We start from the raw sequence: 12,769 nt of genomic DNA, 5'->3' as shown, positions 1-12,769 counted from the left end.
GCGCTTCTGTCGTGGCGATCTTTTCTCGTCACGCGGTCATTCGGCAATCACATGGTTCAGCTCACACTTCCGAAAAATTCCAAGCTCACGCGCGGCAAAACCTGGAACCAGCCCGACCGCGAAGGCGACTGGAAAGAATTTCGCATTTATCGCTGGAATCCGGACGACAGCGAAAATCCTCGCATCGACACCTATCAGGTTGATCGCAAGCAGTGCGGGCCGATGGTGCTCGACGCGCTGATCAAGATTAAGAACGAGATCGACCCGACGCTGACGTTCCGCCGTTCCTGCCGCGAAGGCATCTGCGGCTCCTGCGCGATGAACATCGACGGCACGAATACGCTCGCCTGCCTCAAGGGCATGGACGACATCAAAGGTCCGGTGAAGGTCTATCCGCTGCCCCATCTCGAGGTCGTGAAGGATCTGGTTCCCGACCTGACCAACTTCTACGCGCAGCACCGCTCGATCGAACCGTGGCTCAAGACCGACACCGCGACGCCGCCGAAGGAATGGAAGCAGTCGCGCGATGATCGCAGCAAGCTTGACGGTCTCTACGAATGCATTCTGTGCGCGTGCTGCTCGACGTCGTGCCCAAGCTACTGGTGGAATTCCGATCGCTACCTCGGCCCCGCGATCCTTCTGCAGGCCTATCGCTGGGTCATCGACAGCCGTGACGAAGCGACGGGCGAGCGTCTCGACAATCTCGAAGACCCGTTCCGCCTCTATCGCTGCCACACGATCATGAATTGCGCCAAGGCCTGCCCAAAGGGTCTGTCGCCCGCCAAGGCGATTGCGGAGCTGAAAAAACTGATGGTCGAACGCCGCGTCTGAAGCATTGAAGATGGGCTGAGCGCGCCGGATCAGAGAAAGGTCATGCCATGCAGGACATCCTCGATCACATCGGCTTCCCCATCACCGATTATGGGCGCTCTCTCTCGCGTTCTATAAGCAGTCCCTGGCGCCGCTTGGCATCGTGATGCTGAAGGAAGTGAGCCTGTCGGAGGACGGCGCCGACGGCTACGCCGGGTTCGGGCGTCAACGGCCCCAATTCTGGATCGGGACAGGATCGCCGCTAAAAGGCCGTCTACATGTGGCGTTCGCCGCGACCAGCCGCGAACAGGTTCAAGCTTTTTACGAAGCAGCGCTCACCGCAGGCGGCCGTGACAACGGCCCGCCGGGCCTAAGACCCCATTATCATGAGAATTATTACGGCGCTTTCGTTCTGGACCCGGACGGTCACAACATCGAAGCGGTGACCCATTTGCCCGAATAGGGCGGCCCGGCAACGTCTCAAAATCTGTTCGAAGCGGCTCTGAAAAAAGAAATGGCCGGTGACGCTAATCGCTGTCGCCGACCATTTGAAAGTATTGGACACCGAAGTGCCGGTAATCGGTTTACTCCCAAGCTCGAATGCCCAATCCGGAACCCGGGAGTACCAATCCGAATTAGGCGGCTTTGCGCTTCGCCGTCTTCTTCACTGCCTTGCGAACCGTCTTCTTGGCGGCTTTCTTCGCGACCGGCTTCTTTCTCTTCGCAGGTGCCTTCTTAGCTGCTTTAGCCATAGGTTTAGTCTCCCTCTAGAGTTCGAATCAGCTCGAACTCAACAAACATGAGCAAATTCGCGAAGTTTGTAGACAAAGAAGTTTGATATATCGCATAAAAAGGAGTTTATTAACGCGAATTGTTGCGTAAATGTCGCAATTTTTCTTATTTTCGCCGCCCTATTCCCCTTTCGGGAGATTGGGAGATGCGAATTTCCCCGATTTTTGATTCCCAATTTCGAATCACGATTCGCGCTTTCGCCGTCCCGTTGCGCCGTGAACGGATCAAAACGGCTTCACTCCGTTGATGCGCGCCTGCATGTCGAGCGCCGAGTGCAAGTATGTCATCGGCTCATCGATCATGTCGGCGACAAGCGATCTGTAATCAGCGCGATTGGGAACGATGTCGGCGAAGATGGATCCATCCTCGATCTTGAGGTCGGCACCGTAGTGACGCGCGATCGCCTGCATCTTCGCATTGCTTGGCATGCAGACGAGTGTGAGGTGGCTGTAGCCGCGATTGCGTGCAGTGCGAATGACGCGCCCCATCAATTGCGTTGCGATACCGCGATTGGCGAACGCTCTTTCGACCGAGAATGCAACTTCGGCATTTGCCTCGCGCATCAAAGTGCCGGGACGCAATTCGGCAACGCCGCGAACGACGCCGTCGACGAAATATCCGAACGTCACGTTTCCGAAGTCGCTAGCGTGCGCCGCATAGGTTGCGATGAAGGCATCTGAAACGTCATGACCGAACCGGCGATGGCGCGCGTCGCCGTCGAGCCGCTGCAGGTGATCCCTGAACAGATAGCTTTCGCTGGCGAGGAGACGCCGAATAAATCCAAAATGCGCGTCGCTTTCGACGTGAGCATCATCAAGCATGACTAGCCTCTTAAGTCGGAGCTCGGCGCCGCCGGGTCGCCAAGCCCTCGTAATCTATTGGGAAATGATGCTTAATTTGTGCGAAGCAACAAGGACTTGCTGCAACGCAGTAGTGCATTTTTGGGCGACGGATGTCTGAAAACCTCAGCCGACGGCGCTTTTCGGCGCCCTTGGTTCCACCGTTCGTCGCAGAGGTGACATTCGGTCGCGCACCCCTCACACCGGCGGAGCCCGCCCGGTGTTGCGTGCCGAGCATCATCCCGACTACCGAGGCATGGCAATTTGGGCTGGGCGCATGGGCACGATTATCGACGGTTACCGACAACGTCTGGCGGAGCACGAGATCGAGCCCGATCCGGCGCAGGCTTTCCTCGCAGCCCGGCTCGACGAATTGCAGGCGAGCCTCGTCGCCAGCCATCGCAACCGCAGTGTATTCTCGCGTCTGCTCGGAAGATCCTCCGAGACCCCGAAAGGGCTCTACGTCTGGGGCGCCGTCGGCCGTGGCAAGACCATGCTGATGGACCTTTTTTTCGAGACCATCGAATTCGAACCGAAGCGGCGCGCGCACTTTCACGAGTTCATGGCCGACGTACACGATCGCATCGGCGCGGCGCGAGACGAGACGCCCGGCGATCCGATCCCGCATGTCGCGAGCGCCATCGCACGCGAGGCGCGTCTCTTATGCTTCGATGAGATGCACGTTTCCGATATCGCCGACGCGATGATCCTCGGCCGTCTGTTTCAAAATCTTTTCGCAGCTGGCGTGACCGTCGTCGCGACGTCGAATGCGCGGCCATCGGACCTCTATAAAAACGGCCTCAACCGCCAGCTCTTTCTCCCGTTCATTGATCTTATCGGCGCACACATGGATGTGGTCGAGTTGCAGTCCGAGAAAGATTTCCGGCTCGACAAGCTGTCAGGCGCGCAGCTCTATTTTTATCCCGCCGATGCCGTCGCGCGCGCGTCGCTCGATGCCCACTGGGACCGCCTCACCGGCAAGCATCCGGGAAAACCCCAAACCCTCGAGGTCAAGGGACGGAAGCTCGTCGTTCCGCTGGCGTCCGTCGGTGTCGCGCGCTTCAGCTTCGATGAACTTTGCAATCGTCCGCTCGGCGCCAACGATTATCTCCATATCGCCCACGCCTTTCACACGGTCATCATCGACGACATCCCGGTTTTGACGCCGGAACGTCGCGACGTGGCGCGGCGGTTCATCAACCTGGTCGACTCCCTTTACGACAGCCGTATCTGTTTGATCGCGTCCGCCGCCGCCGAGCCGTCCGCCCTCTATCCGGAGGGGAGCGGATCGGAAGCGTTCCAGCGCACGGCGTCGCGCCTCACAGAAATGCGCTCGGAGGCCTATCTTGCGGGTCATTCGGGCGGCCGGGCCAGACACTGAACCAGACACTGAACCAGGCACTGAATTTATTCATTGATGCAATGTGGGCGTCGTATGTCCGCTGCAATCGGTTTGATACCAAAGTTGCGGCTTGCCTTTGAGCCGCCAACGAACTTGATTAGGCGAAAGAACGGAATAGTCGTTCTCATCTGCAACTGGTTAAATTTCCTCGGGGGAAAGCTCGAATGGCGCGCGCCAAAATCGCATTGATCGGCTCGGGACAGATTGGTGGCACGCTGGCGCTGCTGGCCGGTCTCAAGGAACTCGGCGACATCGTCATGACCGACATCATCGAAGGCGTTGCCAAGGGCAAGGCGCTCGACCTCGCCCAGACCGCCGCCGTCGAGGGCTACAATGCCAAGCTGTCCGGCGCCGGCCCCGAAAACTACGCCGCAATCGCCGGAGCCGATGTCTGCATCGTGACGGCTGGCGTTCCGCGCAAACCCGGAATGAGCCGCGACGATCTTCTCGGCATCAATCTGAAGGTGATGGAGCAGGTCGGCGCCGCCATCAAGCAGCACGCCCCGAACGCTTTCGTCATCTGCATCACGAACCCCCTCGATGCGATGGTTTGGGCGCTGAGGAAGTTCACCGGCCTTCCGGCCAACAAAGTCGTCGGCATGGCCGGCGTGCTCGATAGCGCGCGCTTCAGCTGCTTCCTCGCCGAAGCGGCCGGCGTTTCGATCGAAGACGTTCGCGCGTTGACGCTCGGCGGTCACGGCGACGACATGGTGCCGCTCGTCCGCTATTCGACGATCGGCGGCGTCCCGCTGCCTGACTGCGTGAAGCTCGGGTTCTTCAGCCAGGAACAGCTCGACGCGATGATCAAGCGCACGCGCGGCGGCGGCGGCGAGATCGTCGCTCTGCTCGGCACGGGCTCGGCATTCTATGCGCCGGCCGCGTCCGCAATCTCGATGGCCGAGAGCTACCTCAGAGACAAAAAGCGGATGCTGCCCTGCGCCGCCCATCTCGACGGCGAATACGGGATCAAGGACACTTATGTCGGCGTCTCCGCGATCATCGGAGCGGGCGGCATCGAGAAGATTGTGGAACTCGCCTTGGATGAAAACGAAAAGGCGATGTTCGACAAGTCCGTCGCGTCCGTCCAGAGCTTGATCGACGCCTGCAAGAAAATCAGTCCAGCACTCGCAAGCTGAGGGCGGAGCGCGCTGTGCACGCGATCCGCCTCAGGCACGGTCACGCGAACGCGCAAGCGTTCGCTTCAGCCGAAATGAAAGATCTTCTTCAGGCTGTGGGACAGGGAACCGCGTCTTTCCTTCCGGGCGACATCTTCTTCACTGCGAAGCCACGTCATTTGGACGACGCGGCGCTCGCCGACGAAAGGCGTGTGGCCATGCCAGGAACAGTCGGACCGGCGGAAGGCGAACACCGTTCCGGTCAAAGGGCTGATTTGCTCGACATAGTCTTCGAAGTCCTTGCCATTGCGCAGGACGCGAAGGCAGCCGGCGGCCGTGCCGTCCCATTTGTCGTTCAGGTACGTCAGCATGGTCGCGATCTTGGCTTCTCCATCCGTGTGGATGCGGCCGTCTTTCGCCTGCGAGACGCGGCGGATCGTAATCATCTTAGGTTTGTCGACGAGATCGATATCGAGCTTCTCGGAAACGATCTCCGACACCTCGGGGCTTTTGAGATCTTGCAGCAGCTTCGCGAACTCTCCGTGCGCGCCGCTGCCGACGTCGGCCTCGGTGAAGAAGCCGGGTTCTCTAAGATCCGGATAGTCGGCCTTCAAAGGCTTTATCGCCTGCGGTCGAATGAAGTTCTCGCCGATGAGGAAGTTATAAGGATCGTGCCCTGTGCGCGCGGATTTCAAGCTTTCGATGTCGATGCATGCAAATTCCTGAGACATGAATATCTCCCGTTGCAGACCATCCCATTCTTCCAACTGGATTCGCGGCGGTGCCGAATGCGCCTCATAGGACGCCGGTCCGAAACTGCAGGGACCAGGCGCCAACATCGATTTTACTGGCCGAAAAAGCGGCCTAATCACGGCGTGCGCGGTAAAATGCGTGTGCCAAATTCTCAAAATTTGCTGCGGAATGGAGTCCAAGCATGAACATCCACGAATATCAGGCCAAAGAGCTGTATCGCGCCTATGGCGTCCCGACGCCGAACGGTTTCGCGGCGTTCTCGGTCGCCGAAGCGGTTGAAGCGGCGAAGAAACTTCCCGGGCCGGTGTGGGTGGTCAAAGCGCAAATTCATGCCGGAGGCCGCGGCAAAGGCAAATTCCTTGAAGCGTCTGCAGGCGACAAAGGCGGGGTTCGCCTCGCCAAATCGATCGACGAGGTGAAGGAATTCGCCGAGCAGATGCTGGGTAAAACGCTCGTCACGGTCCAGACCGGAAACGCCGGGCGCGTCGTCAATCGGCTCTATATCGAGGACGGCTCCGCGATCGATCGCGAGCTTTATCTCTCCGCGCTCGTCGATCGTTCGACGTCGCGTGTCGCCTTCATCGTCAGCCAGGCGGGCGGCATGAACATCGAAGACGTCGCGCACGAAACGCCGGAAAAAATTCACACTCTGACGATCGATCCCGCCACCGGCTATCAGCCGTTTCACGGCCGCAAGGTTGCCTTCGCGCTGGGCCTCAAGGGTGATCAGGTGAAGGCGGCGGGCAAGCTCGTCGAGAACCTCTACCGCATGGTCGTCGAGAAGGACATGAGTCTGCTCGAGATCAATCCGCTGGTCGTCACCAAGGACGGCAAGCTCATCTGCCTCGACGGCAAGATGAATTTCGACTCCAACGCCCTTTATCGGCACCCCGAAATCGTCGAGCTGCGCGACCTCGGCGAAGAAGATCAGACCGAGATCGAAGCCTCGAAGCACGACCTCGCGTTCGTCAAGCTCGACGGCAACATCGGCTGCCTCGTCAACGGTGCCGGCCTCGCAATGGCGACGATGGACATCATCAAGCTTTATGGTGCGGAGCCCGCCAACTTCCTCGACGTCGGCGGCGGTGCGTCGAAGGAAAAGGTGCGCGAAGCCTTCAAGATCATCCTCGCCGACCCGTCCGTGAAGGGCATCCTGGTCAATATCTTCGGCGGCATCATGCGTTGTGACATCATCGCGGAAGGCGTGATCGCGGCGGCCCGCGAAATGGACATCAAAGTGCCCCTCGTCGTGCGCCTTGAAGGCACCAACGTCGATCTGGGTAAGAAAATCCTAAAGGAGTCGGGTCTCAAGATCATTCCCGCCGACGACCTTGCGGATGCCGCCAAAAAGATCACCGACGAGTTGAAACAGGTCGCCTGATCTTCGCCGGAATGCCGAAATATCTCGCATTGGCACGATAGTTGGTCTTGCTGCACCGCAAAAGATGCGCGACATTCCGAGCCTCAAAAAGACAGTCAATGCGGGGACGGAATGTCAATTCTGGTCGACAAGGCGACGAAGGTCATCTGCCAGGGCATAACAGGCAGCCAAGGCACGTTTCACACGAAGCAGGCGCGGGCCTACGGGACGAAGATCGTCGGCGGCGTAACCCCCGGTAAGGGCGGCAGCAAGCACCCCGACGCCGAGCTTGCCGACGTGCCTCTTTTCGACAGCGTGGCGGAAGCGGTCGCCAGGACCGGCGCCACGGCGTCGTCGATCTATGTGCCGCCCCCGTTCGCCGCTGACGCGATCCTGGAAGCGATCGACGCGGAAGTGCCGCTGATCGTTTGCATCACCGAGGGCATTCCGGTGATGGACATGGTGCGCGTCAAGCGCGCTCTCGATGGATCGAAATCGCGACTCGTCGGACCGAACTGCCCCGGCATCCTGACGCCCGATCAATGCAAGATCGGCATCATGCCCGGAAACATCTTCAAGCACGGCAGCGTCGGCATTGTATCCCGTTCGGGAACCCTCACATATGAGGCAGTGAAGCAGACGACGGACGTCGGCCTTGGTCAGACGACCGCTGTTGGCATCGGCGGCGATCCGGTGAAAGGCACCGAATTCATCGACGTCCTCGACCTCTTCCTGTCGGACGATGAAACACAATCGATCATTATGATCGGCGAAATCGGCGGTTCCGCCGAGGAAGATGCTTCGGAATTTCTGACGCGGGAAGCTCGCAAAGGCAGAAAGAAACCGATGGCCGGATTCATCGCCGGCGTAACCGCGCCGCCCGGACGGCGCATGGGTCACGCGGGCGCGATCATCTCCGGCGGCAAGGGCAAGGCGGAAGACAAGCTCGCGGCGATGCAGGCCGCAGGCATCGCCATTTCGCCAAGTCCCGCTGCTCTCGGCCGTACACTAATTGATATCTTGCGCGCGTAAGGTCTCAGTCAGCACATGGCCGAACCAATCGGGCATTTTTTTGATCTCGACCGTGCGCGTCATCCCGAGACCTCGATAGGCAACCGAGCCTCAAAAGGACGAAGCAGATGTCACGAAATGGCCAGAACGAAGCGTTTCTCCGCACCTCGTTCCTGAGCGCTGCGAATGCACCCTACATCGAAGACATGCAGGCCGAGTACGAGCGCAACCCGGGCGCCGTCAGCGACGAATGGCGATTGTTTTTCGACAGCATCAAGGAGCCGGCCGCGGGGCCATCCGTTTCCAGTGGCCCGGCCTGGGCGCCGCCGCTCGAAGCGCTATTGAACGATACCGGCACCGATCGCGATCTGGTCGGCGCGTTGACGGGCGACTACGGCGCAACCGAGCGCGCGATTCGCGACAAGATCGAGCGGCGCGCGCAGCTGGCGGGCTTCGAGATCACGCCCGCCGCTTCGCTTCGCGCGACGCAGGATTCGATCCGCGCCTTGATGCTGATCCGCGCCTATCGCGTCATCGGCCACCTTGCCGCCGACCTCGATCCGCTCGGCATTGCCGATCGCCGCGTCCATCGCGAACTGTTGGCGGAAACCTACGGCTTCACCGAAGCCGATCTCGACCGGCCGATTTTCATCGATCACGTCATGGGCCTCGAAACGGCGACCATGCGACAGATCCTGACGATCCTGCGCCGCACGTATTGCCGCCAGATCGGCTTCCAGTTCATGCACATCACGGATCCGGCGCAGAAAAGCTGGATTCAGGAGCGCATCGAAGGACCGGAAAAGGACATCAGCTTCACGCCCGAGGGGCGCAAGGCGATTTTGCGCAAGCTCGTCGAAACCGAAACCTTCGAGAAATTCTGCGACCTGAAATACACCGGCACGAAGCGCTTCGGCCTCGAAGGCGCGGAAGCGATGATCCCGGCGCTTGAGCAGATCATCAAGCGCGGCGGTCATTTGGGCGTGCGTGAAATCGCGCTGGGCATGGCGCATCGCGGCCGTCTCAACGTTCTCGCCAACGTCATGGCGAAGCCGCTGCGCGCGATCTTTAAGGAGTTCAAGGGCGGCTCATTCAAGCCCGACGACGTCGAAGGTTCGGGCGACGTCAAATATCACCTCGGCGCATCGTCGGACCGCATGTTCGACGGCAACGGCGTGCATCTCTCGCTGACGGCAAACCCGTCGCATCTCGAAATCGTCGATCCTGTCGTGCTCGGCAAGGTGCGCGCGAAGCAGGATCAGCAAGGCTGCTCCGGCGGCGACCGGACTCCGGTGCTGCCGCTGCTCATTCACGGCGACGCGGCGTTCGCGGGCCAGGGCGTCGTCGCGGAATGCTTCGGCCTGTCGGGACTGCGCGGTCACCGCACGGCAGGCTCAATTCATTTCATCATCAACAACCAGATCGGTTTCACGACGGCGCCGCATCACTCGCGCTCGTCGCCCTACTGCTCCGACGTCGCGCTGATGATCGAAGCGCCGATTTTCCACGTCAACGGCGACAATCCCGAAGCCGTCGTTCACGTCGCGAAGATCGCAACCGAATTTCGCCAGCGCTTCCAGAAACCTGTCGTCATCGACATGTTCTGCTATCGCCGTCACGGTCACAACGAGACCGACGAGCCGATGTTCACGCAGCCGGCGATGTACAAGCGGATCAAGGCGCATCCGACCGCCGTCGAAATCTACTCGCAATCGCTCATCGACGAAGAGGTCATCACGGTCGCCGAATTCGACGAGATCAAAGCCTCGGTGCGCTCCAATCTCGATAACGAGTTCGCCGTCTCCGATGGCTATAAGCCGAACAAGGCGGACTGGCTCGACGGCCGCTGGTCGGGCATCACGCGCTCCGACAGCGATGATTGGCGCGGCAACACCGGGATCCCGATCGAGACCCTGAAAGATCTCGGCCGCCGTCTGACGTCCATTCCCAACGACTTCCACATTCATAAAACGATCGCCAAGCTTCTCGAACGCCGGCGTGAAATGACGGAGTCGGGCGTCGGCATCGATTGGGCGATGGGCGAGCACCTCGCGTTCGCGTCGCTGTTGATGGAGCGCTTCCGCGTCCGGCTGTCCGGGCAGGATTGCGAACGCGGGACGTTCTCGCAGCGCCACGCCGTTTTCATCGACCAGGAAACGGATCGCCGCTTCGCGCCGCTCAAGCACTTGGCGCCAAATCAGGCCAACTTCGAGATCGTCAATTCGATGCTTTCGGAGGAAGCCGTGCTCGGCTTCGAATATGGCTATTCGCTCGCCGAGCCCAACGCGCTGACGCTTTGGGAAGCGCAGTTCGGCGACTTCGCCAACGGCGCGCAGGTCGTGTTCGATCAGTTCGTCTCCTCCGCCGAGCGCAAGTGGCTGCGCATGTCCGGCCTCGTCTGTCTTCTGCCCCACGGCTACGAAGGCCAGGGACCGGAACATTCTTCCGCGCGCCTCGAGCGTTATCTGCAGCTCTGCGCCGAAGACAACTGGCAGGTCGCCAACTGCACGACGCCCGCGAACTACTTCCACATTCTCCGCCGTCAGCTGCACCGCAACTTCCGCAAGCCGCTGATCTTGATGACGCCGAAATCGCTGCTCCGGCACAAGCGCGTCACGTCGAAGATCGAGGAGTTCGGGCCGGGAACGAGCTTCCACCGCTTGCTTTGGGACGACGCCGAACGTGGCGTCTCCTCGCTCAAGCTTCGCCCGGACGATGAGATCAAGCGCGTCGTCGTCTGTTCCGGCAAGGTCTATTACGACCTGCTGCAGGCACGCGATGCCCAGGGGCGTGACGATGTTTACCTGCTCCGCGTCGAGCAGCTCTATCCGTTCCCGGCGCGTGCGCTGATTCAGGAACTCGGCCGATTCAAATTCGCTGAAATCGTCTGGTGCCAGGAAGAGCCCAAAAATATGGGCGCTTGGTACTTCATGGACGCGAATATCGAATGGGTCTTGACCCATTTGGGGTATATTCACCGTCGCCCACGCTATGCCGGGCGGGCGGCGTCCGCGTCGACCGCGACCGGCCTCCTGTCTCAGCATATCAAGGAACAGACCGCGCTCGTCGCCGACGCGCTCGGAACATAGCAATAGCCGCGTTCGGCGCCGGTTCCGTTCAGCGGACACGCCGATCGCAATCAAAGACACTCCGGCTCGCTGCCGATGCGCACCGGAGCAAGACGAACAACCACGATCGGCGGCCGACTCCGCTAAGCGAAGTCGCCGATCGCAATCAACGAAACTCCGGGCTCGCTGCCGATGCGCACCGGAGCAAGACGAGCAACCGCGATCGGCGGCCGGCTCCGCGAAGCGGAGTCGCCGATCGCAATCAAAGGTGTGAGGACTGAGATGTCGATTGAGATTCGCGTTCCCGCGCTTGGGGAAAGCGTCACGGAGGCGACCGTTGGCAAGTGGTTCAAACAGACCGGCGACGCCGTGAATGTCGACGAGCCGCTGGTCGAGCTCGAAACCGACAAAGTGACCGTCGAAGTTCCCGCTCCCGCGGCCGGCGTGCTGGGCGACATTCTCGTCAAGTCGGGTACGACGGTGGCGGTCGGATCTCTGCTCGCGGCCTTGAAAGATGGCGCGGCGAAGTCATCGGCAGGCAATTCTCAAACGACGGCGCCCCAGGCGGCAAAGCCGTCCGCGCCCCCTTCGCAGCCGAAGCCCGAGCATGTCGCAGCGAAAGCTCCGGAAAGCGCTCCAGCGGCAGACGCCCCTCGCCCGCCGCCCGCCGCCCTCAAGGCGCTGACGGAAGCTGGCTTGGAACCCTCCGACGTGCGTGGTACCGGCCGCCGCGGGCAAATCCTGAAGGAAGACGTCATCAATGCCGTTGCAGCCACGGCCGCAAAACCGGCGGCATCTCCGCCGCCTCTGCGTGAACCAACGGCCGCGCCGGTCTCGCCCAACGCGGTCACCATTCAAGAAGCGCCGGCGACGATTGTGATGCGCGACGTGCGCCTGCCGTCACCCGCCAACGATGCGACGCGCGAAGAACGCGTCCGGATGTCGAAGCTTCGCCAGACCATCGCGCGCCGCCTGAAGGAAGCGCAGAACGCCGCCGCAATGCTGACGACGTTCAACGACGTCGACATGAGCGCCATCATGGCGCTGCGCGCGCAGTACAAGGATGTGTTCGAGAAACGGCACGGCGTGAAGCTCGGCTTCATGGGCCTGTTCGTGAAGGCCGCCATTCAGGCGCTCCGCGACGTGCCCTCCGTCAACGCCGAGATCGATCACGACGAGATCGTTTACAAGAATTACTATCACATCGGCGTCGCGGTCGGGACGGAGAAGGGCCTCGTCGTGCCGGTCGTGCGCGAAGCCGACCGCCTCAGCCTCGCCGAGATCGAGCAGAAGATCACCGAATTCGGCAAGCGCGCCCGCGACGGCAAACTGTCGATCGAGGACATGCAGGGCGGTACGTTCACGATCTCGAACGGCGGCGTCTACGGCTCGCTGATGTCGACGCCGATCCTGAACGCGCCGCAATCCGGTATTCTCGGCATGCATCGCATCGAGGAACGCCCGGTCGTCCGCAACGGCCAGATCGTTGCGCGCCCGATGATGTATCTCGCGCTGTCCTACGATCATCGCATCGTCGATGGCAAAGAGGCGGTGACGTTCCTTGTCCGCATCAAGGAATGTCTCGAAGATCCGCAGCGCTTCATCCTGGAGCTCTGAGG

Annotated in this window: 9 protein-coding genes and 1 pseudogene; 8 read left to right on the top strand and 2 right to left on the bottom strand. The window is 60.7% G+C overall.

Features of this window, described 5'->3' with window-relative positions:
* Positions 1–51 precede the first annotated feature (51 nt).
* Together HDEN_RS16005 and HDEN_RS16000 are read left to right on the top strand one after the other, a co-directional pair.
* Entirely contained in the window at positions 52–831 is a 780-nt protein-coding gene (locus HDEN_RS16005) for a succinate dehydrogenase iron-sulfur subunit (protein ID WP_013217188.1), read from the top strand.
* Between the two features lie 47 nt (positions 832–878).
* Positions 879–1,273: pseudogene (locus HDEN_RS16000) on the top strand (VOC family protein).
* A gap of 553 nt (positions 1,274–1,826) precedes the next feature.
* Here the strand turns inward: HDEN_RS16000 and HDEN_RS15995 are convergent.
* Complete coding sequence (locus HDEN_RS15995; RefSeq protein ID WP_013217186.1) at positions 1,827–2,423, bottom strand: GNAT family N-acetyltransferase; 597 nt, start codon at positions 2,421–2,423, stop codon at positions 1,827–1,829.
* Between the two features lie 295 nt (positions 2,424–2,718).
* On the opposite strand from HDEN_RS15995, the gene zapE reads away from it, so the two are divergent.
* Together zapE and mdh are read left to right on the top strand one after the other, a co-directional pair.
* Complete coding sequence (gene zapE / locus HDEN_RS15990; protein ID WP_041921704.1) at positions 2,719–3,822, top strand: cell division protein ZapE; 1,104 nt, start codon at positions 2,719–2,721, stop codon at positions 3,820–3,822.
* A gap of 185 nt (positions 3,823–4,007) precedes the next feature.
* Complete coding sequence (mdh, locus tag HDEN_RS15985) at positions 4,008–4,979, top strand: malate dehydrogenase (protein ID WP_013217184.1); 972 nt, start codon at positions 4,008–4,010, stop codon at positions 4,977–4,979.
* 65 nt (positions 4,980–5,044) lie between these two features.
* On the opposite strand, the gene HDEN_RS15980 is transcribed toward mdh, so the two are convergent.
* Positions 5,045–5,689 (bottom strand): 2OG-Fe(II) oxygenase, encoded by a 645-nt coding sequence (locus tag HDEN_RS15980; RefSeq protein WP_013217183.1) that lies wholly within the window; start codon positions 5,687–5,689, stop codon positions 5,045–5,047.
* 203 nt (positions 5,690–5,892) lie between these two features.
* Here HDEN_RS15980 and sucC point away from each other — a divergent pair, with 203 nt between their 5' ends.
* The 4 genes from sucC to odhB all read left to right on the top strand — a co-directional run bounded on the left by sucC (position 5,893) and on the right by odhB (position 12,767).
* Positions 5,893–7,092, top strand: coding sequence for an ADP-forming succinate--CoA ligase subunit beta (gene sucC / locus HDEN_RS15975; RefSeq protein WP_013217182.1), 1,200 nt, complete (start codon positions 5,893–5,895; stop codon positions 7,090–7,092).
* A 111-nt stretch (positions 7,093–7,203) separates the two neighbouring features.
* Positions 7,204–8,103, top strand: coding sequence for a succinate--CoA ligase subunit alpha (gene sucD / locus HDEN_RS15970; protein ID WP_013217181.1), 900 nt, complete (start codon positions 7,204–7,206; stop codon positions 8,101–8,103).
* A 107-nt stretch (positions 8,104–8,210) separates the two neighbouring features.
* Positions 8,211–11,171 carry a 2-oxoglutarate dehydrogenase E1 component gene (locus tag HDEN_RS15965; RefSeq protein ID WP_013217180.1) on the top strand — a complete coding sequence of 987 codons (2,961 nt, stop codon included), beginning with the start codon at positions 8,211–8,213 and terminating at the stop codon, positions 11,169–11,171.
* A 261-nt stretch (positions 11,172–11,432) separates the two neighbouring features.
* Positions 11,433–12,767, top strand: a complete 1,335-nt coding sequence (odhB, locus tag HDEN_RS15960; protein ID WP_013217179.1) for a 2-oxoglutarate dehydrogenase complex dihydrolipoyllysine-residue succinyltransferase — start codon at positions 11,433–11,435, stop codon at positions 12,765–12,767.
* Positions 12,768–12,769: the final 2 nt, after the last annotated feature.

This window comes from Hyphomicrobium denitrificans ATCC 51888, assembly GCF_000143145.1.
Classification (GTDB): domain Bacteria; phylum Pseudomonadota; class Alphaproteobacteria; order Rhizobiales; family Hyphomicrobiaceae; genus Hyphomicrobium_B; species Hyphomicrobium_B denitrificans.
This window is presented reverse-complemented; position numbering and strand designations above follow the sequence as displayed.